Below are 20,374 nucleotides of genomic sequence, written 5' to 3' on the forward strand. Positions count from 1 at the left end.
GACCGGTGCTTACTTGTCTTTTATCCAGCGTTTCAGCACCGCGGCGGCCTCGTCGGGATGCTTGTCGATCAACGCACCCACCCACCGGGTCGAGGACGTATCGTTCGGTACCGCGACCGAGGGGGCGACGGCGGCCGGGGTCTTGGCCGCGGTCTTCTTCGGGGCGGCAATCGCCTTCGCCGCCGGTGGCGGCGAGACGGCCTTAACGGGCTTGGTTGGTTTGCTTGGGCGCAAGAGCACCCAGGCGAGCAACGCCGCGACCGCGATCGCCGCAACCACCCCCGCTATCAAGACCGCTGCGCTCATCTCTATTGCGCCGCCGCCCTAGCTTCGGCCTTGGCTTTTTCTTCCTGCACGAGTTCCTTCTTGGACAGCTTGCCGACCATCGTCTTCGGCAACTCGGTACGGAATTCGATATGGCGCGGGATTTCATGCTTGCCGATATGCTCGCGCAGGAACGACGCAAGCTGATCGGCGCCGAGGGTCTGCCCCTTCTTCAACTTGACGAAGGCTTTGACGCTCTGCCCTTGGTATTCGTCGGGCACCCCGATCACGGTCACCTCTTCGACCGCCGGATGCTTGTAGATGCCTTCCTCGACGTTGCGCGGATAGACATTGAACCCGCCCACCAGAATCAGATCCTTGATCCGGTCGATGATGAAGGTGTAGCCGTCCTCGTCGATGTAGCCGACATCGCCGGTGTGCAACCGCCCGTCGATAATCGTATCGGCCGTCGCGTCGGGCCGGTTCCAGTACCCGGGCATTACCTGGGGACCTTCGATGCAAATCTCGCCGATTTCGCCTTGCGCCATCACCTTATGGGGATCCTCGCGGTCGGTAATGACCACGCTGGTGCCAGGCACCGGCAGGCCAACCGAATTTTCCTTGTTCTCCCCCTCCAGCGGATTGCAGCACACCACCGGCGAGGCTTCGGTCAAACCGTACCCTTCAACCAACGAACAACCGGTTAACGCCTCGAAACGCTGGCGCACCTCGAGCGGCATCGGCGCCGCCCCCGAAATACAGCCCTTGATTGAAGTCAGATCGTACTTCGCTAGGTCGGGATAGTTGTTGATCGCCGTATACATGGTCGGCACGCCCGGCAGCATGGTCGGCTTCTTCTTGCTGATGACCTTGAGCACCGGCACCAACTCGAAACGCGGCAACATGATGACTTCCGCGCCGATATAGAAACTCATGTTCATGCAGACCGTCATCGCAAAAACATGGAAGAACGGCAGCACGCTCAACATCTTTTCCTGGCCGGGTTCGACCATGGTGAACCACATCGCCGCCTGCACCGCGTTGGCATAAAGGTTGGCATGGGTCAGCATCGCGCCCTTGGCAACGCCCGTCGTCCCGCCGGTGTATTGCAGCACCGCAATATCGTGCAGCGGGTCGATCGTCGGCGGATCGAAGGTGCCATCGTTGTTCAGCAGTTCCTTGAACGATACATGGCGCGCATCGTCGGGCACCTTGGCGACGTCCTTCGCCTTGAACAGCGGAAACAGCAAGCTTTGTGGGAACGGTAAGACCTCGGGCAGCGTCCCCACCACCAGCTTCTTGAGCCGGCTCTTCTCCAGCATCGATTGCATTTTGGGATAGAGCGCCGTCAGATTCAGCGTCACCATGATGTCGGTGTGCGAATCTTCGATCTGATGCAGCAGTTCGGGCTCGGAATAGAGCGGCGAGAAATTCACCACGGTGCCGCCGGCCTTGAGAATGCCGTAGTAGCACACGACGTGCTGCGGGCAGTTGGGTAGGAACAACCCGACCTTGACACCCTTCTTGACGCCGAGGTTTTGAAACCCGGCCGCCGCGTGGTCGATCATCTGGCCGACGTCGCGGTAGGTGTATTTGCGATTAAGGAAATCGAGGCAGGGCCGGTCGCCGTAGCGGCTCAGCGAATCGTCAAAAATCTCGAACAGCGGTTTTGCCGGCAGATCGGCATCCCATTTAACGGATGCGGGGTATTTTTTGGCCCACTGCATGGCGCGACTCCTCGGCGTGTGGTGCGTATCGGACTGTAAATCCTACACTTTTCGCCCCAATGCCGCGAGTCGGCCAGGCGCGCGCGGAACGGCCTACCTGCCGCTAAACACCGGTGCCCGCTTCTCGAGGAACGCCGTTACGCCCTCAACGAAGTCGGCGGTCGCGGTACTGGCGGCGAAGTGTTCGGTCTCAGCATCGAGCTGCTCGACCGCCGAGGCATCGAACGAACCGTTCATCAGCAGTTTGGTGCGCCCGATCGCCTGGGTCGCGCCGCCCGCGAGCCGGCCCACCAGCGCATCGACCGTCGCATCCAGATCGGCGCGGGGCACCATCCGGTTGACGATTCCCAGATCCAGGGCCGTCGGCGCATCGAAGCGCTCGCCGAGAAACGCCAGTTCCTTGGCTTTCTTCAACCCCACGGTGCGGGGCAGGAAGAAGGACGAAGAGCCGTCGGGCGAGACGCCTAACTGGTTGTAGGCCATCGTGAACTTGGCATCGTCGGCGGCGATGGCGAGATCGGCGGCCAGCACGAAACTGAGCCCGATTCCGGCCGCCGCACCTTGCACCCGCGCCACCACCGGCTTCGGCATCCGCATCATCGTCAGCAGCCCGACATGGACCTGGTTGAGGAACGTGCGGTAGTGGCGAAAACGCCGCTCGGCCGTCCACGTAATCATGTCCTTGAACATCTTGATGTCGCCGCCGGCGCAGAAGTGATCCCCGGCACCCTCCAGGACAACGCAGCGCACCGCATCGTCGGCCTCGATTGCATTCATATGGGCAATAAAGTCCAGCGCTACCGCATCGTTGAACGCATTCAGGACCTCGGGCCGGTTAAAGGTGACCCGGGCGATTCCATTCGCAATGGTCAACTGGACGGCATCGGTCATGGTTAGGCTCCCATCAGTTCGGGTTCGATCGCGTAGAGGGTCGCCGCGCCCTGGGTAATCGGCCCGAGCAAAGCCGCGGCCTGCGGCAGCAGTTGTTCGGCAAAAAAGCGGGCGGTAAGGACCTTGTTGCGATAGAAGCCGGTATTGTCGCCGCCTCCTTCCAGGGCGCGGTGGGCGGCTAGGGCGCTTTGCGCCAGCATGTAGCCGCCCGCAACGAGGCCGAACATCCGCAAATAGCTTGTCGCGCCTGCCGCCGCGTCGTCGTAGCTCCGCCCCATCGCCTCGCGCAACCACGCCGAGGCGCTTTCCAAGGCATCGACCCCGGCACCCAACGCCGTTTCGATGGTGCCGAGATGACCGGCGTCGTCTGCCGTGCCGCCGAGCTCCTTACACGTTTGGCGGATTGCCGCGATATAGGCATCGACCGGCTTGCCGCCCATATGGGTCAGCTTCCGCCCCACCAAATCCAACGCTTGAATGCCGTTGGTCCCTTCGTAGATCGGCGCGATTCGCGCGTCGCGGTAATGCTGGGCCGCGCCGGTTTCCTCGATGAACCCCATGCCGCCGTGAATTTGAACCCCGAGCGACGCCATCTCGACACCCATATCGGTGCACCAGCCCTTGACCACGGGTGTCAGCAAATCGACCAGACCTTGGTTGACCGCGCGCGTTTCTTTATCGGGATGGTGTTTGGCCATGTCGTAGGCAATACCAGCCGATAGCGTGACGCCGCGCATCGCCTCGACGGTCGCCTTCATCGTCATCAACATCCGGCGCACATCGGGGTGATCGATGATCGGCGCACTCTCCTCGGCATCCTGTCCCGGCCGCCGCCCTTGCTTGCGATCCCGCGCATAACCCAAAGCCTGTTGAAAGGCCCGGTCCGCGATCGCCAGTCCTTCGAGGCCGACCATCAATCGCGCATGGTTCATCATCGTGAACATGCAACGCATACCCTGGTTTTCGTCGCCGACCAGCCAGCCCAACGCGCCGTCGTTGTCGCCGTAGGACATCACCGCCGTCGGGCTCGCGTGGATGCCAAGCTTGTGTTCGAGCGACACGCACCGCAGATCGTTGCGGGCACCCAAACTGCCGTCCGCATTGACCAGGAACTTCGGCACCAGGAACAACGAAATGCCTTTGGTGCCCGGTGGGCTGCCGGGGGTCCGCGCCAACACCAGATGAATAATGTTGTCGGTCAGGTCGTGATCGCCGTAGGTAATGAAAATCTTGGTGCCGGTGATCCGGTAACTGCCGTCGTCCTGCGGAACCGCGCGGCTGCGTAGGGCACCGACGTCCGACCCGGCGTGGGGTTCGGTCAGGTTCATGGTCCCTGTCCACTCACCGCTCACCAACTTGGCGAGGTAGGTATCGCGCAAGGCCGGTGTCGCATGCTTCATCAACGCCTCGACCGCGCCGGTCGTCAGCAACGGGCACAGACTGAAGGCGAGGTTCGACGACGTAATCATTTCGTTGACCGCAAGGCCGAGCGTGAACGGCAAACCCTGGCCGCCGACGTCCTCGCCGAATGACAGGCCGTTCCAGCCGCCCTCGACGAACATGCGGTAGGCTTCCTTGAACCCGTCGGGGGTGACGACGTTGCCGTCGACCAAGCGGCTGCCGGTTTGATCGCCCGCGGCGTTCAACGGCCCGATCGCGCCGGCCGCCAATTTGCCGGCCTCTTCGAGAACCGCGTCGACGACATCGGGAGTTGCCGCCGCGAGCCCCGGCAGATCGCTCAACCGGCCCGCATCCAAAACTTCATTCAGCACAAAGCGCATATCGCGCAAGGGCGCTTGATAGTCCGCCATTTTGGCCATCCTCGTGCGCAAGAAGGCGGCGCGCCATGGCGCCGCATCGGGGGTTTCCGCAACGTAGCTAGAAGGGCCACGGCGCGCAATCTTGCCGCCTTGACGTTGCGGCATTCATCCGCGCGTTCGCTTGACGGGCGGCAATTCCACGGTCCAACGTGCCAGGCCAGGAACGAACCGCATCGATATGCCGATCTACGCGCCCATCAAAAGCAATCTTGACGCAGCCGTGGCGGAACTGCGCGCGGGCGGGCTCGTCGCGTTTCCGACCGAAACCGTTTACGGCCTTGGCGCCGACGCCACCAACGACCGCGCCGTTGCCGGCGTCTTTGCCGCCAAGCGCCGGCCTGAGTTCAATCCCTTGATCGTGCATCTAGCCAACCCCGACGACGCCGAGACCCTCGCGGTTCTGGACGACCGCGCCGAACTGCTCGCCGCCGCCCTGTGGCCGGGCCCGCTGACGCTGGTGCTGCCGCGCCGCGACGATTGCCCAGTCTCCCGCCTTGCCTCGGCCGGCCTCGGGACGATCGCCCTGCGCGCGCCCGATCACCGCGTCGCCCGCGCCCTATTGACGGCCTTCGGCGGGCCGCTGGTCGCCCCCAGCGCGAACATGTCGGGACAACTCAGCCCGACCACCGCCAAGCACGTCGAACAGAGCTTCGGCAATACGCTCCGCATGATCCTCGACGGCGGACCGTGCCGCGTGGGCATCGAGTCGACCGTCGTCGGATGCTTCGACGACACCGTCTGGCTATTGCGCCCCGGCGGCATCGAAGCCGAAGCGATCGAGGATTTGATCGGGGTGCGCCTGCGGCGCCCCGCGCCGGACGACACGGTACGCGCGCCGGGTATGCTGCAAAGCCACTACGCGCCGCAATTGCCGCTGCGGCTCAACGCGACCTCCGTCGCCGCGGGCGAAGCGCTCCTCGCCTTCGGCGCCAAACCGCTGAGCGGCGCCGCGACGCTTCTGAACCTGAGCGAGCAGGGTAACCTCCAGCATGCCGCGGCGCGTCTCTTTGCCATGCTGCATGAACTCGACCGCCCCGACTATGACGGGATCGCGGTCATGCCGGTCCCCGACGAGGGCCTCGGCGCGGCGATCAACGACCGCCTACGCCGCGCGGCCGGGCCATAATGCCTATCTACGACGGTCTCTCCATGACGGTCGGCCCATGACGGCCCGCCCGACCGCCCAGACTCTCGATCGGCTTAAGAACATCGTCGGTGACGGCGGCTGGCGCGCGGCGCCCGACGACCTCGCACATTATCTCGACGACCAGCGTGGCCTATTCCACGGTGCGGCGCCGCTCGTCCTGCTGCCGTGCGACACCGATCAAGTCGCCCGGATCGTCGCGGTCTGTCATGCCACCGGCACCGCGCTCGTTCCCCAGGGCGGCAACACCGGATTGGTCGGCGGGAGCGTGCCGGACGAAAGCGGCCACGAGATTGTGGTCTCCCTGTCGCGACTGAACCGTATCCGTGGCCTCTCCACCGCCAACGATACCATCGCCGTGGAAGCCGGCTGTATCTTGGCCGACATCCAGGCCGCCGCCCGCGACGCCGACCGATTGTTTCCGCTTAGCCTCGGCGCCGAGGGCTCGTGTCAGATCGGCGGCAACCTCGCGACCAACGCCGGCGGCGTCAACGTACTGCGCTACGGCAACGCGCGCGACCTCGTCCTCGGACTCGAAGTGGTGCTGCCCGACGGCCGCATCTGGGACGGGATGCGTGCGCTGCGCAAGGACAACACCGGCTACGCGCTCAAGCATCTGTTCGTCGGCGCTGAAGGTACCCTCGGCATCATCACCGCCGCCGTGCTCAAACTATTTCCGTTGCCCAAGGACACAACGACGGCCTTCGTCGCGGTGCCCGATATCGCAGCGGGCATTGCGTTGCTCCGCCGTCTACAAGGCGCCACCGGCGAACAGGTTTCCGCCTTCGAACTCCTGTCGCGCTTTGCCCTCGACCTCCTGCTCAAACACGTCGCCGGCAGCCGCGACCCGCTCGCCGAGCGGCACACGTGGTATGTCCTGTTCGATGTCGCGGCGCCCGACCGGGCCCAGGGCGCCCGCGCCGCCGTCGAAGAAACCCTGGCCGCCGCGATCGCCGATGGGATCGCCATCGACGCGACGATCGCTCAATCCCAAGCCCAGGCCGCCGCGTTCTGGCGCCTGCGCGAAACCATCCCCGAGGCCCAGACCCGCGAGGGGGCCAGCATCAAGCACGATGTCGCGGTCCCCATCGACGCCTTCGCCGCGCTGGTCGAACGCGGCACCGCGGCGGCGCTGGCGGCAGTCCCCGGTGCCCGCCCGTGCATCTTCGGCCATCTCGGCGACGGCAACGCCCATTTCAACATCACCCAACCCGAAGGCATGGCGCCCGCGGACTTCCTCGCCCGCTGGGACGACGTCAACGCCCGCATCCACGACATCGCCCACGACCTCGGCGGCTCGATCAGCGCCGAGCACGGCTTGGGCCGCCTCAAGCGCGACACCGTCCTACGCTATAAATCCGACGTCGAAATCGACCTCATGCGCACCCTGAAACGCGCCTTGGATCCGCAAGGTATTTTGAACCCCGGCAAGGTTGTCGACCTGCAACCCAGCCTCAAGGAACTTCAATTGGCCGACGAGGCGCGCGGCGATCTTCCGGTGCCCCCGCGCGGCACCCGCCGCCGTAGGCCAAGTCCAGCGGACTAGGGGCACCTTCTCGATACCAATGAGGTCTCGGAGCTGCATCGCGGCCCACCGGCTTCTCGAAGACGCGATGATTACCGCCACCGCGCAAGCCCACGGACTGACCGTAGTCACGCGAAACGTGCGCGACTTCATCCCCTTTGACGTCCGCACGCTCGATACGTTCAACCCCTAGACGGCGGCTATTCCGTTTTATCTGTGGCGGTTTAGCCCGCCAATACGTCGGCGACCGGCGTGTGCGGCAACTTCAACGCCGTGGCGACCGGCCCATTCGTGACCGCGCCGCCGCACACGTTGAGCCCGTTGGCGAGGTGCGGGTTTGCCCGTAGCGCACCGCGCCACCCCCGGTCGGCGAGGTCCAACACAAACGGTAGCGTTGCGTTGTTGAGTGCAAACGTCGAGGTGCGCGCCATCGCGCCCGGCATATTGGTGACGCAGTAATGCACGATGTCGTCGACGATATAGGTCGGTTCGGCGTGGGACGTCGGGCGGCTGGTTTCGAAACACCCGCCCTGGTCGATCGACACATCGACCATCACCGCGCCGCGCCGCATCCGCTTGACCATCTCAGCCGATACCAGCTTGGGCGCTTCGGCGCCCGCCACCAAAACCGCGCCGATCACGAGGTCGGCCTCCAGGACATGTTCCTCGATCGCGTCCATCGTCGAAAACACGGTGTGAATGGTCGATCCGAATTGCAGGTCGAGCTCGTAGAGCCGCTGCGGATTCTTGTCGATCACCCAGACGCTCGCCCCTAGACCCACCGCCATGGTGGTCGCGTGGGTGCCGACGATGCCGCCGCCCAAGATGACGACCTTGGCCGCCGGCACGCCCGGCACACCGCCGAGAAGCTGGCCGCGGCCGCCCATTTCGATTTCCAAACAATGGGCGCCGACCTGGACCGACATGCGCCCCGCCACCGCGCTCATCGGTGTCAGCAGCGGCAATCCGCCGCGCGCATCGGTCACCGTTTCGTAAGCGATCGCGACGCACTGGGCGGCCATCAATGCCTTGGTCTGGGCCGGATCGGGCGCCAGGTGTAAATAGGTGAACAAGACTTGATCCTTGCGGATCAACGGGTATTCGCTCGCCTGCGGCTCCTTCACCTTCACGATCATGTCCGCCGCCGCCCACACCTCTGCGGCGCTGTCGACCAGCGTTGCCCCGGCCTGAGCGTAGTGCGCGTCCTCCAGGCCGATGACATGCGCCGCGTTCTTCTCGACGACGACCCGGTGCCCGCGGTGCACCGCTTCGCGGACGCTGCCCGGGGTCAGCCCGACGCGGTATTCGTGGTTCTTGACCTCCTTTGGAACGCCAATCGTCATCACCATTAGTCGACCTCGCGCAATACGCGGCCCAGCGTTTCGAAGAGTTGATCGATCTCGCGCTTTTCGATGATGAAGGGCGGCGACGCCGCGACGATGTCGCCGGTGACCCGCACAAGCACGTTCTCGGCATAGCACTTGGCAAAGACGTCATAGCCCCGGGCGCCGGGCGCGCCCGGGCGCGGCGACAACTCGATTCCTGCCACTAGGCCGATGTTGCGGATATCGATGACGTTCGGTGCGTCCTTCAGGCTGTGCGCCGCGTCCTCCCAGTAGGGCGCCAGCAACGCCGCGCGCTCGAACAACCCCTCATCTTTGTAGACGTCCAACGTGGCCAACCCGGCGGCACACGCCAGCGGGTGCCCGGAATAGGTATAGCCGTGGAACAGCTCGATCGCGCCCTCGGGGGTATTGTCCATGAACGCCTCGTAGACATGCTTGCGCACGAATACCGCGCTCATCGGCACGGTGCCGTTGGTCAGCCCCTTCGCCGTCGTCATGATGTCCGGCAACACGTCGAAATAGTCCGCGCCGAAATTGGTGCCGAGCCGGCCGAAGCCGGTGATGACCTCGTCGAAAATCAACAGGATGCCGTGTTTGTCGCAAATCTCGCGCAGCCGCTTGAGGTAGCCCTTGGGCGGGATGATGACCCCGGCCGACCCCGACACGGGCTCGACGATAACGGCCGCGATGGTCGAGGCGTCGTGCAGCGCGACGATGCGCTCCAGATCCTCGGCGAGGTGCGCGCCCCACGTCGGCTCGCCGCGGGTGAAGGCTTGATGCTCGCGGCTGTAGGTCGCGGGCAAATGGTCAACACCCGACAGCATCGGCCCGAAGAACTTCCGGTTGTTGACCATGCCGCCCACGGAAATACCGCCGAAGCCAACGCCGTGGTAGCCCTTTTCCCGCCCGATCAACCGGGTGCGCCCGCCCTCGCCGCGAAGGCGGTGATAGGCGATCGCCATCTTCAGCGCCGTATCGACCGCCTCGGAACCGGAGTTGCCGAAGAACACATGGTCGAGGTCGCCGGGCGTCGTCGCCACCAACCTTGCCGCGAGCTCGAATTCCGCCGGGTGCCCCATCTGGAAGGCAGTGGAATAGTCCAGCCGCGCCACCTGGGCCTGAACCGCTGACACGATATGGTCGTGACAGTGCCCGGCATTGACGCACCAAAGACCGGCAGTGCTATCCAAAACCTGACGACCGTCATGGCTCGTGTAATACATCCCCTTGGCACCGACCAACATGCGGGGATTGGATTTGAACTGCCGGTTTGCCGTAAACGGCATCCACAGGGCGTCCAGGTTATTGGGGCTGAAGTCGGCGGCGGGAGAAGACATCGAAGCGGCCTTTTCGTTTGTGGACTACGCCAAACAATCAGCCTAGCAGGGCCGGGCCGCCCCGCAAACGGCGCGCAAGGTTGTCCCTACTTCCCCTGCGGAACGTACAGCGTTACCGGGCCCTCGATTCCCTTCATGCCGTACTTGCCGCCCTCTTTGAATTTCAGCGACTTCCCCGTGCATAGCTCGCGCACGATGTTGGTCACCAGGATGCCGTCGGTTTCCGCCGCATCGCACACCCGCGCCGCCATCTGGACGGTCGACCCGAACAGGTCGTTATCTTCGACGATCGGTTCGCCCGCGTTGATCCCGATCCGCATATGTAAGGGGAGTGCGGGGAATTCCTTGTTGTGAGCGATCACGCCCTTCAGCATGATCAACGACGCCTCGACCGACTGCGCCGCATGGCTAAAGCGCGCCATGATCCCGTCGCCGGTGTGCTTCACCTCGGTCCCGCCATGGTCCTTCAGCGCCACCCGCACGATCGCGTTATGCGCCCGCACGATCTTTTGAGCGCCCTCGTCGCCGAGTTCCTGGGTGATCTTGGTGGAGCCGACGATATCGGTGAACAACACGGTAATCGGCCCGTCGTTCTTGGCCGTTTCGGTGTCCTTCGGGTTGCGCCATTTCACGATCGCCTTGGCCATGGCGCCGACCGATTTTTCGTCGCCCTTGGCATACTTGCGCAACGCCTTCGATCCGGCCTGGAAGGTGCCGATGTATTGCGGCTCGAGCAAATATTCCTCGTACTTGTCGGCCAGTTTTTGCGCGGCATCGGGTTTGTTGCCGATCAATGCTAACGCCTGTTGCAAAAGTTCGACGAACTGTTTGTCGTTGAGCTTGTTCTCGTCCTTGATCACCTCGGCCGCACCGGCCAGGAACAGATTCGCCCCGAACTTATCGGCGCCCGAAATTTGGATCTTTTCCTTGATCAGCGCTGCGATCGAGCCCTCGAGAAACTTCATCAAGGTCTGAGTCGCGCTGCTGGAATCGCCTTCGGGTTGGGGCGACTCCTCCTCGTCTTCTTCGTCGCCGTCGCTGTCTTCCGCGTCGGACGCCGCCTCGGCAATCGCCTGCTCGACCGCCGCCGGCGAGTTGCCGATACTCCTGCCACCCGATGCGCGGGCCGGCATCCCCGACATCCGGCGCAGAATCTGGAAATCGTCGCCGGTAAAAAAGATCATGCTCAGCAGTGCGCCGCAGACCACGAACGCCCCGACGAAAACGATGAAACTTTGCGGATCGAGAAACATCGTTACCTAAACGCCCACCATATCCCCGCCAACGCGCTCAAAACCCACCGCGCTGGACCATCCAGGTGACAATGGCTGCAAATGCCAAACTTGCCGCCACGATAACCGCAATCTTGGTCAAAACAACCGCTTCCGGCCCGGATACCGCGTTTTGGACGGTACGCGCGGCGCCGCGTGCACCGCGGCGGGGCGTCTCTTCGCCCTCGTCGTAGCCCGAGTCGTAGCCGCCGCCGAGTTCGACCTCGAAGTCGTCCCAACTCCCGCCGCCGCCAAAGCCGTCGTCATCGTCGCCGTAGTCATCACCAAAATCGCCGCCGTCGTCGAAACCGCCGAAGTCGTCGTCGTGGTCGTTCTTTCGCCCGGTCTTCTGGCCCTTCTTGATTTCACTCGAATAAATCGTCGATTCACGGTTCAGCCCGGTGGCCGGGTTGCGTTGTTCGCGCACGACCTTGACCGCCTGGATATGGCCCTGTTTGGCCATCTGTTTGGCGTCGTCGACAGCTTCTTCGCGCTGGTGCGACTGGAAGTGCGCTTCCAGGATCCAGCGGTTGTTCTGTTTGACGTAGAGTTCGTAGTTGATTTCCACAGGCGGCGAGTCGCTCTCTTCCGGCGGTCCGGCAGTGTCTCCGGGCCGAACAGCGTTGGCAAGTCTCCAGTCTTACCTTATGTGTCGAGAAATTGCCGCAGGATCTGCCCGATTTCCGCTGTATGGGCGTCCAGCATCCCATGCGAATAGGGAAGATTGTGGATCCTGCCATTGGCCAAAAGCGGCGCGGCGCGCGGGGTTTGCTCGGCCAAATCGTCGTCGGGGTTCAATAAAAGGATCGGCTGGCGCACCCCGGGCAGATTATCCGCCATTGCATAGGTGAAGGCCGCCCGGTGGCCCCACCACGCTACCGGCCCGCCGCGCAGGGATTCGCAGAAATTGCGCGCGACTACCGTGTCGGGCACGTCCGCCCCGTAGAACCTCCATAGCCCGGCAAATCGGTCGATTAGGTGCGAGCCGTCCTCGGCCACCGCGAGCGGGGTATTGCGGGTATGGCGCAGCGCCCGCTCCTCCTCGGTATAGAGCGGTGCTGACACCATCACGACCTTGCCGACGAGGTCGGGGCGCTGGCGCGCCAGTTCCATCGCGGTCTGGGATCCTGTGTGGTAGCCCATGACATCGACCCGGCCGAGGCCAAGCCGGTCGATCAGACCACCCATGCAGGCGGCATAGTCCTCGATCGTCGGCGCCGCCGCCGGGGCATCGGACTCGCCGAACCCCGGTGTATCTGGCGCTAGGGCCAATCGGTCGCGGCCCATCTCGGCCACCAGCGCATCGTAAATCCGGCCCGAGTTCGGGCTCATGTGAAACATCACGAACGGCGTGCGCGGCGCATCGGCGACCCCCACTTGGCGCACGTGTAAGAAGCCGTAGGGACCGTCGTGAAACGATCGGCGGACAGCCCCCGCTTGCACCGACGGGCGGCCCGGCGGCGGCTTCGCCGGCACCCCGGCCTCCGACGGCGCAGCGTCGGCGTCGAAAAAAGATCGCAACATCCCCGCAAAGGTCGCCGCATGGACATCGATCGACCCGTGCGAGAAATCCGGTACATCGACCACCTGGCCGTTGGCCACATAATCCGCGGCCCGTGCCGTCGGCGCCGTCAGGTCGTCGCCGAAATTGAAGATCAACACCGGCTGGCGCACCTTCGGCAAGTTCTCGGCGTGATGGTAGTTGAACGCCGCCCGGTGACCCCACGGCGACTTCTCTCCGCCCTTGAGCGATTCGGCGAGGCTGCGATGGGCGACGATCAACGGCACGTCGGGTTTGCGGAAGGTCTTGGAAAAATTCCACCGCCAGGCCAGATGCGAACCGTCGCGCGCGATCGTCTCCGGCGCGTAATCGTGCTTTTGCTTGGCGAGTTCGGCGTCCGAATAGATCGGTGCCGACACCAAAGCCAACTTACGCACTAGCTCGGGCCGCTGCAGGGCCAGTTCGACGCAGGTCTTCGATCCAGTGTGATAGCCCACGACATCGACCTGCTTGACCCCTAGCGCGTCGAGGAAGTCACCCATCGTCGCGGCGTAATCGGGGATCTCCGGCGGCACGGGCGGCGCATCGGAATCGCCGAACCCCGGCGTATCGGGTGCCAGTGCCAAGCGATCCCGGCCCAGTTCGGCCAAAGCTGCTTCCCACATCCGCCCCGAGGCCGGGCTCGCATGGATGAACAACACCGGCACGCCCGTGTCGGTGCCGGGGCCGGCGCTGCGGTAATGCAATTGACCGAAACGCCCGTCGAGATAGGCGCGCCCGACGCCCGCCGGGCGGCGCCAATGTTTCATGTCGTCGAGGGTGACGCCCGCCGCGGTCATCAGGCGGTCTTCGGCCGGTGAAACCCGAGGGTCTCGGCGTCCAACCCCAACTCGCTCTTGCCGAAGGGCGTTACGTTGCGATCCCAGTTGACCGCGATTTGCGTGCCCATCGCGGAAATGTCGCGGTAGTGGCGCTGGACCGGATTGTCGTCGTACAGCCCCATCGCGCCCATCTGCCGCACCAGCCGCGTGACCGCGCCGATCAAAAGCTTGGCGACGAACGCGCGGTCGCGGTTCATTTCCAGCATTTCCTCGTGGTTGAGTCCTTTTCCCGCCGAACCGCGCTCGTGCAGCAGACGGTTGTTGCTCTCATAGACCAGCCGCGCTGCCTTGATCTCGGCCGCCGACTCGGCGAGGCGCTGCTGCACCTGCACCATTGCGGCGACCTTGCCGCCGAACAACGCCCCTTCGCGTACCGCGGTCATATCGCGGTAGTCGGCATAGGCGCCCTCCGCCGCCCCCAGCATCGGCCCCAGCAGGCTCGACCCGAAGTAGGGGCCGAATTCCAACCGGTAGAGATAGTGCTCGGGATTGACTGCGGCGCCCGGCGGATCGGGCGCGAACGTCGCGCGCGAATCCATTACCCGGTAATCGGGCACAAAGACCTCGTCGCAGTGGACGTCCTTGCTGCCGCTCGCCTTCACCCCGGAAACGAACCACGTGTCCTGTATCTCGTAATCGCCCTTGGGCATCAACACCCGCAGGAATCCGGGCGCGTCGTGCAAGCCGCGCTCGCTGGCCTCGACCGGTGCCGGCACCATGCACCAATCGGCATGGTCGACGCCCGACGCAAAGCGCCACGTGCCAGTCACAATATAGCCGCCGTCGACCTGGCGCGCGGTGCCGTCCTTGCGGGCCGAAGCCGTGGCGATGATCTGGTCCTGATTGGGCCCCCACACCTCGTCTTGGCATTGCTTGGGCATCCGCGCCAGGATCGCCGCATGGGCCCCGACGACCGCGACAACCCAGGCGGTGGACGAACACGCCCGCGCGATCACCCGCGCCGCTTCGGCATGCGCCGCCCAGTCCATCTCGTAGCCGCCGTAGCGCTTGGGTTGCAGCAGCCGCATCATCCCCGTGGCGTAGAGATCCTTGACCGTCGCATCCGGCAGGCGGCGTAGCTTCTCGGCCTCCGCCGCGCGTTCGCGCAACGCCGGTAACAGGCCCTCGGCCCGTTGCAAGATCTCGTCGAGGGTCGGTGGGGTCGCGCTATCCTGTCGTGCAATCGCCATGGTTCGTTTCCTTAGGATGCCGTGCGGCCGAGTTCTTGATCGATATGGACGTCGCCCGTCGGCAGGCCTAACGCCCATTTCCCGTAGGGCATCATGTTGCGATCCCAATTGATGCCGATTTGTGTCGCGATTCCCATCACGTCGCGGTGGTGCCGTTGGACCGGGTTGCCATCGAAAATTCCCATCGCCCCCATCATCCCGACCAACCGTTCGGTCGAACTGACGCAGAGGTTGGCGACAAAGGCGCGGTCGCGGTTGATCTCCAACCGCTTCTCGGCCGGAATATGTGTGCCGCTGCGGCCGGACTCGCGCAAGTAGGCGATCTGCTCGGTCATGACGACCTCGGCCGCATGAAGTTCCGCAGCGCTTTCGGCGACCCGCAGTTGCACCGGCGCGTTATCGGCGACCGCCTCGCCCGTCATCGTCCCGGTCCGCTTGGCGGTAATCGCGCAATAATCGTTGTAGGCGCCCTCGGCTGCACCGAGGATCGGCCCCAGCAAGCTCATGCCGACATAGGGCATGAACGGCACTTTGTAGAGATATCCGCCGTTGACCTTGCTCCCGGGCGGATTGGCTCCGACCCACTCGGCCGCCGGCAGCGTGCGGTGGGCGGGGACGAACACATCCTCCAACACCAAATCCTTGGTTCCCGTGCCGCGCATCCCCGACACGTGCCAGGTATCGGCAATCGACCAATCGGCGCGCGGGACCACGATTTGCGTCGGGGTCTTATCGTCGTCGATATAGACGCCGAACATCGCCCACTCGGCGTGGTCGCAGCCCGAGGCGAATCCCCACTGGCCGCTGACCCGCAGGCCACCTTTCTCGCGCGTCGCGCCGCCGCGGCGCTTCACCGAGGCGGTCGTGATCAGTTGATTTTGGTTGGGCCCCCACACCTCGTCCTGAACCGCGCCCGGCATGCGCCCGAGGAAGGCGGCATGGGCACCGACGACCGCGACGATCCATGCGGTCGAGGGACAATGCTTGGCAACTTCGCGCCCGATCGCAAATTGTGCGCCCCATTCCAGCTCCAAGCCGCCGTGGCGTTTGGGCTGAAAAAATCGCACCAATTCGTTGTCGAACAGGGCCTGCATGTTCTTCTTGAGGACCGCGCGATTGGCCTCGGTCTCCGCCGCCGTGGCGCGCAGTTGCGGCCCCAACGCGCGGGCCCGCTCGACCAGCACCGCTTCCATTTCCAACGGTTCCGACGCGTCGACGTCCCGAACAGCCATGGGTCATCTCCCTTTATCGTTGCTGCCTTTGTCGCATGCGGACACGGCAAACTAAACGCCGCCCCCCAGAGCGGTTCGTCTGGCGGTCAGGCCGGGCGCATTAGGCCGGCGGCGAAGGCATCGATCGCGGTGGCCATCTCCGCCGGGCTGTCCTCTGGCACGAAATGATATCCCGAGAGCGTCATCGTTTGTTGGTTCGGCCAGCCTTCGCACTGGGCGCGCTGGCGCGCCGTCAGTCCGGTCGCGCCGCTCACCAGCAGCAACAACTTGGGAAGGGGCGAGGCCGCCATGAAGGCCGCGTCGGCTGCCGTCATCGCCACCACATCGGCGGGCGCTCCGTCGATCGGCAGTTCGCGCGGGAACATCAGTGTCGGCAACCGTCCGGTTCCCGGCGTCGCGAACGGCGCGCGGTAGTTTGCCATTTCGGCGTCCAACAGGGTGCGCTGGACGCTGCGCGGGATTGCCTCGACAAAGACATTGTCCTCGAACACCAAGCGTTCGCCTTCTACCTCGCGCAAGCTCTGGAAGAACGGTCGGCGGCTCTCGGGAAAATCCGACCACGTGCGCTCGCCCACGACCGGCTCGCAATAGGCGACGCCGCGAACCGTCTCACCGTGGCGCCGCACGCGGTGAAACGCCAGCGCCGCCCCCCAACCGTGCCCGACCAGGACGTGGGGTCCAAGATCGAGCCGGTCGAACCACGCATCGAGATAGGCGACATGGTCAGCGACCCGGTAGGCGCACCCCGCCGGCCGGCCCGACGCGCCCATCCCGATCAGGTCCGGCGCGAGACACCGATAGGATCCGCGCAACGGCGCGATCACGTTGCGCCATAAATAGGACGATGTCGGATTGCCGTGCAGGAACACGAGCACCGGCCCCGAGCCCTCGTCGACGAAAGCGATGTGCGAGCCGCGCGTCGGCACCCGCCGCCGCGCAAACGGATCGTGCGCGGCAATCGCGCTCATCGGCGCGCAGGGTCGTGGCTGGAATATTGGCGGTGCGTCACCCGACCGCGCCCGATGCTTGCAACGCAGCGATACGGGCATCGTCATACCCCAGACGTGCGCGCAGGATGGCCGGGCCGTCGGCCCCCAGAACCGGTGCCGGCGCGTAGCGCGTCGTATCGCCCGCGACCTTCACCGGATTGCCCGCCAGCGCGATTTGCGTGCCGTCGAGCTCGACCCGGGGCACCATCGCGCGCGCCGCGGTTTGCGGGGAAGCGGCGGCCTCGGCGACGCTCTGGATCGGTGCCGCGGGCACATCGGCGGCGGTCAATATCTCAAGCCAGTCGGCCTGGCCCTTGGTGCGCAGAACCGCGGCAATCGCGGGTTCGAGGTCGTCGCGGTGGGCCACCCGCGCGGCATTGCTGGAAAAGCGCGGATCGGCGGCGAGATCGGCCCGGCCGATCGCGGCGCAAAACGCGACCCAATACTTCTCGACCCCGACGGCAGCGACCACGATGGGTTCGTCGGCCGTCGCAAAGGCTTGATATGGAAAAAAGTTCGGATGACCGGCGCCGTGCGGCGGCGACGCCACCCCGCTCGTAAAATAGTTGGTGATCTCGTCACCGAGCAACGCGATCTGCGCATCAAACATCGCGATGTCGACCCGCCGCCCCTTACCCGTGGCACGGCTCTCGACCAGCGCGGCCAAGAGACCCAGCGCGCCGAACAACCCGCCCGCGGTATCGCCCAAATGAAACGGTATGTGGGCCGGTCCGCTCGAAGCGTGTCCCGTGAGGCTCATCCCGCCACCGAGCGCCTGGACCGTCAAATCGTAACCCGCTCGCTTCGCCCACGGGCCGTCCTGGCCGAAAGCGCTGACCGAACACGACACGATGGCCGGATTGATCTGCACCAGACGGTCGTGATCGACCTTGAGGCGGGCGAGCACGCCGGGCCGAAAGTTGTCGAAGACGACATCGGCACCGCGCACCAAATCGTCGAACACCGCGAGCCCATCGTCGTGCTTGAGGTCCAGCACCAGGCTGCGCTTGTTGCGGTTGTAGCTGTGGAACTGCGCGTTCTCGCCGCGCACCTGGGCGCCGATCTTGTTGCTGCGCACTGGATCGCCGCCGGGCGGCTCGATCTTAATGACATCGGCGCCGAGGTCGGCCAGCAGCATCGTCCCGAAGGGGCCGGCGATAAACATCGACAGATCGAGGATCGTCACCCCGTTCAGGACGCCCGCTTGGGTCACGACCAGCCCCAAATGCGCGCCGCGTTATCCCACAGAAACGCCGCGCGCGACTCGGGCCGCAGGTCCATCTCCACCACGTCGGCGACGGGTTTGGCGTAATCCATGAACGGATAGCCCGTCCCGAAGAGAACCTTGTCGCGTCCATAGGAATTCAGGAAATGCTTCAACGCGGGCGGCAAATATTTGGGCCGGTGCCCCGAGGTATCGATAAAGACACGTTCATGCTTCCACGCCAGACCGATCAATTCGTCGGTCCAGGGAAACCCGGCATGGCCGGCGACGATCGTCAGGTCGCGGAAGTAAAGCGCGACATCGTCGATATAGAGCGGCCGCCCCACGTCCGAACGCTCCATCACCGCGGTATGGCCGGTCAGAATCAGGGCCGGGATGCCAAGATCGACGCAGGCCGCATAGAACGGGTAGTAGATCGCGTCGTTGGGCGGCACCCCATAGAGAAACGGCAGCACCTTGTAGCCGCGCAAACCGTCCTCGGTGACCGCGCGGCGCAGTTCGGCCACGCCCTCCATACCGCGCCGGGGATCGACGCTGGCGCAGCCGACAAGGCGATCGGGCGCACCCGAAACGACTTCCGCGATCTTCCGATTGTCGCTGGGCGAGCCCGGAAAGTCGGTCGCCGACACAACGATCTTCGCCACCCCACCCGCGTCGGCCTCGCGCAGTAGCCCTTCGGGCGTCACGTCAGCGCGGCCCGGCATCCCGAGCCGGTCGTACAACGCTTGCATGGGCGGATAGGCGGCGAAATACGCGGCATCCCAGTAATTCGCCCAGACGTCGGCGACGCGCAGGTGTGGTGCATCCATGGGCGCATTCGCCCTATTCGAACGCCCGCTGTCAAGACAACCCGGCAATCGCGCAGCGGAGTGACGGCGACCACACGCGAAACCGATTGGCGTTGTACGGCCGGCGGCCCCTTCCTACCTTCAAAGATGCCGCTGGCATGGACCTTGCGGCCAAGGAACCGACACCCGCGAAAAGACGGGTTCCCGGACGACAGTCTGGGCGAAACTGGGACAACTCTTGGGGCCAGAGGCACCGATTCGTACCAAATCTGGACGAACGGTCAGTTTTGGGGAGGACAGTCGGACGATGGCATTGCGGTATCTCGTACTTTTTCTATCTGCATTCACACTCGCGGCATTCACCTGGTCGGTGACGGCGCGCGCCGCAGACCCTTTGGTCGATGGCGCCTGGGCCGTCCAAAACCTCAACGCCCCCAACGTCGTGTTCCTCGACGTCCAATCCGCGCGCAACTACCAGCGCCGCCAGATCCCCGGATCGATTCACACCGAATACCCCGACGACGGCTGGCGCTTCTTCAGCACCCAATTAGGCATCGCCGTTCCCTCGCAAACCGAATTCGCTCGGCTCGCCGGCGGCCTCGGGATCGCCAACAGCAATCACGTTGTCGTCGTCGCTACCGGCGGCACCGAACGCGACATGTCGATCGCGACCGATGTCTACTGGACCTTCCGCTACTTCGGGCACGCCGAAGTCTCGGTGCTGGACGGCGGCATGCGCAGCTACCGCAGCGCCCGCGGCAAGGTTGCGAACGGAGCCGGCACAAAGCGCCCAGCCACCGAATATACGCCGCGCCAGCGTAGCCGGATTCTGGCCGACTACGACGACGTCTTCGGTGCGCTCGGGGTCAGCACGCTGGTCGATAACCGGCCCTACGCAAACTTCCTCGGGATCAACAAGACCGACCTCGCGGCACGCTATGGCGCCATCCCCGGCACCAAACATTTGCCGATCGACTGGTTAATGAAGGATGGCGGTGGCCAGTTTCGCAGTAGAGACGAACTGATCCGTCTCTTCACTCATGCCGATGTCCCGATCACGGGCGCCGTCATCGCCATCGGCGATTCCTCGCTCGAGGGCTCGCTTGGCTGGTTCGTGATGTCCGAAATTCTCGGCAACCGCCTAGCGAAACTTTACGCCGGCGGCATGGCCCAATGGACCCGGCGCGGTGACAACCCCCTCGTCCGCCGCGTCGACATCAGTGCCCCGGCGCCGGCCAACTAA

General features: G+C 64.5%; 18 protein-coding genes. 4 read left to right on the top strand and 14 right to left on the bottom strand.

Features of this window, described 5'->3' with window-relative positions:
• Window positions 1-9: 9 nt before the first annotated feature.
• From RID42_00535 to RID42_00550, 4 genes are all read right to left on the bottom strand, one after another.
• Window positions 10-306, bottom strand: coding sequence for a hypothetical protein (locus RID42_00535; protein MEQ8246143.1), 297 nt, complete (start codon window positions 304-306; stop codon window positions 10-12).
• A gap of 2 nt (window positions 307-308) precedes the next feature.
• On the bottom strand, window positions 309-1,991 hold the full coding sequence (locus RID42_00540) for a long-chain fatty acid--CoA ligase (GenBank protein MEQ8246144.1): 1,683 nt from the start codon (window positions 1,989-1,991) through the stop codon (window positions 309-311).
• Window positions 1,992-2,084: 93 nt separating this feature from the next.
• Window positions 2,085-2,882 (bottom strand): enoyl-CoA hydratase-related protein, encoded by a 798-nt coding sequence (locus tag RID42_00545; protein ID MEQ8246145.1) that lies wholly within the window; start codon window positions 2,880-2,882, stop codon window positions 2,085-2,087.
• Window positions 2,883-2,884: 2 nt separating this feature from the next.
• Window positions 2,885-4,693, bottom strand: coding sequence for an acyl-CoA dehydrogenase C-terminal domain-containing protein (locus RID42_00550; protein MEQ8246146.1), 1,809 nt, complete (start codon window positions 4,691-4,693; stop codon window positions 2,885-2,887).
• Between the two features lie 187 nt (window positions 4,694-4,880).
• Between RID42_00550 and RID42_00555 the strand changes: the two genes are divergently transcribed.
• Genes RID42_00555 through RID42_00565 form a run of 3 tightly spaced genes read left to right on the top strand, consistent with a single transcriptional unit; the run spans window position 4,881 to window position 7,564 of the window.
• Window positions 4,881-5,828, top strand: a complete 948-nt coding sequence (locus RID42_00555) for an L-threonylcarbamoyladenylate synthase (protein MEQ8246147.1) — start codon at window positions 4,881-4,883, stop codon at window positions 5,826-5,828.
• 37 nt (window positions 5,829-5,865) lie between these two features.
• Complete coding sequence (locus tag RID42_00560) at window positions 5,866-7,392, top strand: FAD-binding oxidoreductase (GenBank protein MEQ8246148.1); 1,527 nt, start codon at window positions 5,866-5,868, stop codon at window positions 7,390-7,392.
• A gap of 19 nt (window positions 7,393-7,411) precedes the next feature.
• On the top strand, window positions 7,412-7,564 hold the full coding sequence (locus tag RID42_00565) for a hypothetical protein (GenBank protein ID MEQ8246149.1): 153 nt from the start codon (window positions 7,412-7,414) through the stop codon (window positions 7,562-7,564).
• Between the two features lie 31 nt (window positions 7,565-7,595).
• Here the strand turns inward: RID42_00565 and ald are convergent, their stop codons facing one another.
• The 10 genes from ald to RID42_00615 form a co-directional block, all read right to left on the bottom strand.
• A complete protein-coding gene (ald, locus tag RID42_00570; GenBank protein MEQ8246150.1) occupies window positions 7,596-8,714 on the bottom strand; it encodes an alanine dehydrogenase in 1,119 nt (372 codons plus the stop codon).
• Between the two features lie 5 nt (window positions 8,715-8,719).
• Complete coding sequence (locus RID42_00575; GenBank protein MEQ8246151.1) at window positions 8,720-10,054, bottom strand: aspartate aminotransferase family protein; 1,335 nt, start codon at window positions 10,052-10,054, stop codon at window positions 8,720-8,722.
• 86 nt (window positions 10,055-10,140) lie between these two features.
• A complete protein-coding gene (locus tag RID42_00580; GenBank protein MEQ8246152.1) occupies window positions 10,141-11,307 on the bottom strand; it encodes an adenylate/guanylate cyclase domain-containing protein in 1,167 nt (388 codons plus the stop codon).
• A gap of 37 nt (window positions 11,308-11,344) precedes the next feature.
• Window positions 11,345-11,893: a hypothetical protein gene (locus RID42_00585; protein ID MEQ8246153.1), complete on the bottom strand. Its 549-nt coding sequence runs from the start codon at window positions 11,891-11,893 to the stop codon at window positions 11,345-11,347.
• A 77-nt stretch (window positions 11,894-11,970) separates the two neighbouring features.
• Complete coding sequence (locus RID42_00590) at window positions 11,971-13,665, bottom strand: alpha/beta hydrolase (GenBank protein MEQ8246154.1); 1,695 nt, start codon at window positions 13,663-13,665, stop codon at window positions 11,971-11,973.
• Complete coding sequence (locus RID42_00595; GenBank protein ID MEQ8246155.1) at window positions 13,665-14,897, bottom strand: acyl-CoA dehydrogenase family protein; 1,233 nt, start codon at window positions 14,895-14,897, stop codon at window positions 13,665-13,667. Before RID42_00595 ends, RID42_00590 begins: the two co-directional genes overlap by 1 nt.
• Window positions 14,898-14,908: 11 nt before the next feature.
• Window positions 14,909-16,129 (bottom strand): acyl-CoA dehydrogenase family protein, encoded by a 1,221-nt coding sequence (locus tag RID42_00600; protein ID MEQ8246156.1) that lies wholly within the window; start codon window positions 16,127-16,129, stop codon window positions 14,909-14,911.
• A gap of 86 nt (window positions 16,130-16,215) precedes the next feature.
• The gene (locus RID42_00605) at window positions 16,216-17,097 is read right to left on the bottom strand and encodes a haloalkane dehalogenase (GenBank protein ID MEQ8246157.1); all 882 of its coding nucleotides are present in this window, start codon (window positions 17,095-17,097) and stop codon (window positions 16,216-16,218) included.
• Between the two features lie 37 nt (window positions 17,098-17,134).
• Complete coding sequence (locus RID42_00610; protein MEQ8246158.1) at window positions 17,135-18,331, bottom strand: CaiB/BaiF CoA-transferase family protein; 1,197 nt, start codon at window positions 18,329-18,331, stop codon at window positions 17,135-17,137.
• Window positions 18,328-19,152, bottom strand: coding sequence for an amidohydrolase family protein (locus tag RID42_00615; protein ID MEQ8246159.1), 825 nt, complete (start codon window positions 19,150-19,152; stop codon window positions 18,328-18,330). Before RID42_00615 ends, RID42_00610 begins: the two co-directional genes overlap by 4 nt.
• 286 nt (window positions 19,153-19,438) lie before the next feature.
• Here RID42_00615 and RID42_00620 point away from each other — a divergent pair, with 286 nt between their 5' ends.
• Window positions 19,439-20,374, top strand: a complete 936-nt coding sequence (locus RID42_00620; GenBank protein ID MEQ8246160.1) for a rhodanese-like domain-containing protein — start codon at window positions 19,439-19,441, stop codon at window positions 20,372-20,374.

The organism is Alphaproteobacteria bacterium (genome assembly GCA_040216735.1).
GTDB lineage: Bacteria > Pseudomonadota > Alphaproteobacteria > SHVP01 > SHVP01 > CALJDF01.

Coding starts and splice junctions, on each gene's coding strand:
- RID42_00535 (MEQ8246143.1), bottom strand. CDS start 306: ATGAGCGCAGCGGTCTTGATAGCGGGGGTGGTTGCGGCGATCGCGGTC.
- RID42_00540 (MEQ8246144.1), bottom strand. CDS start 1,991: ATGCAGTGGGCCAAAAAATACCCCGCATCCGTTAAATGGGATGCCGAT.
- RID42_00545 (MEQ8246145.1), bottom strand. CDS start 2,882: ATGACCGATGCCGTCCAGTTGACCATTGCGAATGGAATCGCCCGGGTC.
- RID42_00550 (MEQ8246146.1), bottom strand. CDS start 4,693: ATGGCGGACTATCAAGCGCCCTTGCGCGATATGCGCTTTGTGCTGAAT.
- RID42_00555 (MEQ8246147.1), top strand. CDS start 4,881: ATGCCGATCTACGCGCCCATCAAAAGCAATCTTGACGCAGCCGTGGCG.
- RID42_00560 (MEQ8246148.1), top strand. CDS start 5,866: ATGACGGCCCGCCCGACCGCCCAGACTCTCGATCGGCTTAAGAACATC.
- RID42_00565 (MEQ8246149.1), top strand. CDS start 7,412: ATGAGGTCTCGGAGCTGCATCGCGGCCCACCGGCTTCTCGAAGACGCG.
- ald (MEQ8246150.1), bottom strand. CDS start 8,714: ATGACGATTGGCGTTCCAAAGGAGGTCAAGAACCACGAATACCGCGTC.
- RID42_00575 (MEQ8246151.1), bottom strand. CDS start 10,054: ATGTCTTCTCCCGCCGCCGACTTCAGCCCCAATAACCTGGACGCCCTG.
- RID42_00580 (MEQ8246152.1), bottom strand. CDS start 11,307: ATGTTTCTCGATCCGCAAAGTTTCATCGTTTTCGTCGGGGCGTTCGTG.
- RID42_00590 (MEQ8246154.1), bottom strand. CDS start 13,665: ATGACCGCGGCGGGCGTCACCCTCGACGACATGAAACATTGGCGCCGC.
- RID42_00595 (MEQ8246155.1), bottom strand. CDS start 14,897: ATGGCGATTGCACGACAGGATAGCGCGACCCCACCGACCCTCGACGAG.
- RID42_00600 (MEQ8246156.1), bottom strand. CDS start 16,129: ATGGCTGTTCGGGACGTCGACGCGTCGGAACCGTTGGAAATGGAAGCG.
- RID42_00605 (MEQ8246157.1), bottom strand. CDS start 17,097: ATGAGCGCGATTGCCGCGCACGATCCGTTTGCGCGGCGGCGGGTGCCG.
- RID42_00615 (MEQ8246159.1), bottom strand. CDS start 19,152: ATGGATGCACCACACCTGCGCGTCGCCGACGTCTGGGCGAATTACTGG.
- RID42_00620 (MEQ8246160.1), top strand. CDS start 19,439: ATGGCATTGCGGTATCTCGTACTTTTTCTATCTGCATTCACACTCGCG.